General features: G+C 45.3%; 1 protein-coding gene. It reads right to left on the bottom strand.

The genetic code is table 11. The features are described 5' to 3' along the window. Positions 1 to 104 precede the first annotated feature (104 nt). Positions 105 to 1,556, bottom strand: a complete 1,452-nt coding sequence (locus NC238_00920; protein MCM1564518.1) for an IS1182 family transposase — start codon at positions 1,554 to 1,556, stop codon at positions 105 to 107. Positions 1,557 to 1,749: the final 193 nt, after the last annotated feature.

Here is a 1,749-nt window from a genome sequence, read left to right as displayed (position 1 = left end):
GAGGGCACTGAAAAACAGGCTATTTTACAAGGTAGAAGTTTCTCTCCCTATGGTTCGTAGAAAAAAAGGGACCATTTTTCGATGAAATGAAGAAGAAGAAGCGCTCATTGCGCTGCTGCCAGCTCCTTTAACCGGATCATCCTCTTTACATTGGCCACAAATGCCGTGAAATACATCTGAATTCGCATACCGAATAAGCCCACATACTTGCATCGATCAAGTCCATGAACTTGTTTCAACTCGGCGTTTTTCGCCTCGATTTTATAGCGATCCTTTATCCGCTTGTTGAAATACTCCGTTTGCTCAAAGGCATATTGCTTTTGGTGGGTTTCTCCGGAAAGCTTAAGACAATAGGATTTTCTTTTGGCCCCGGTTTTGCAGCAAGTTCCATAGTACGGACATTTCTTGCAGGTTTTAACGCTGAACCAGTAGATGTAATATTGACTGCCGTTTTTGTGTTTCCGGATTTGGCAACTCATCGCTAAATGACCCTGCGGACATTGCATTGTACCGGCGTCTTTATTGTAGAGGAATCCTTCGTCTCTGGGGTGTCCGTTGGTCACTGCGGCACTTAAGCGAGAGATTAGCTTGATGCCTTGGTCTTCACAATACTCAAGATTGTCTTTGCTGGAATAGGCTTTGTCTCCGATGACTTCCTCAACCTTCACCCCGTTTTTTACGGTCTTTTCCACCAGGCTTTTCAGCTTGGTGGTATCTGCTTCCTGGCCGGGGGTAACCTCGATGGCGGTGATCAGCCTCTCATCGGTCATGGCAAGATGGTTTTTGTAGCCGAAAAAACTGCTGTCTTTACTTTTATAGCCTGTCTTTGCCTCCAGGTCATAGCCGGATTGAATGTTGTTGATCTGGTCATCCTCCAGCATTTTCGCTATGTTATCCCTCAGTTTCCGGGCAGCCTTGCTTTCCAGCCGCTGCTCAAGGACTTCCACCAACACTTTGGTATAACGGATTTCTTCCTCAAGTTCTGCGGTCTCCGAGGGCTTCTCCGGAAAATATTGGGCCAGTTCCGGTTGCGTTTTGTAGATTTCCTTCCGCAAAGACTTCGCTAATCTCCTCAATACTTGGGTTGGGGTCTCCCGGTTTCCCTTGCTGTGGGCGTGGGTGGAATCCACGATGACCGACTGAGATTTGATCAGGTCCTTCTCGATCGCCTGATGAATGGTTTCTCCCAGCATTTCTTCCAGGATATCTTGATTGATCCGTGTCTTTCTGAATTTTGTCAATAGGCTTGGGTCAATGGTTCCTTCTTCCGGCTGAAGTCCCACAAAATATTTGTAGGCCATGTTATAGCTAAGGTCTCTTACCAGTACTTCATCGGAAAGATCGTACAACCGTTTTAAGAAAAGAATCTTGAACATCATCTCCGGCTCTTTGGCGGGCCGACCGAAATGTTCGCAATACTGCTCTTTCAGCATGGGATTAACAAAGCTGAAATCGACGTTTTCCTTTATCTTTCTCAGCAAATGATCCGCGGGGATAACCAGATCATAAATTCCCGCATATTCCGATAGCTGAAGCTGGGTTCCATTCCTTAGCATCTATTTCACTTTCTTTCCTTCTGTTTTATTACCAAAATTATATCATATTTTAATGACTTTTTCAGTGCCCTCGGTTTGTAGTGCCCAAATCACTGCTTTGGAACGGCTTCGGCCCGCAAATGGGGTAAAAACCCTATTTCCAGGCCAAAATACCTTTTACAAACTTACAATTTTGCTCAAAATGCTACGACCC

Source organism: Dehalobacter sp. (assembly GCA_023667845.1).
GTDB lineage: Bacteria > Bacillota > Desulfitobacteriia > Desulfitobacteriales > Syntrophobotulaceae > Dehalobacter.
The sequence above is the reverse complement of the archived record's forward strand: the minus strand, read 5'-3'. Positions and strand labels throughout refer to the sequence as shown.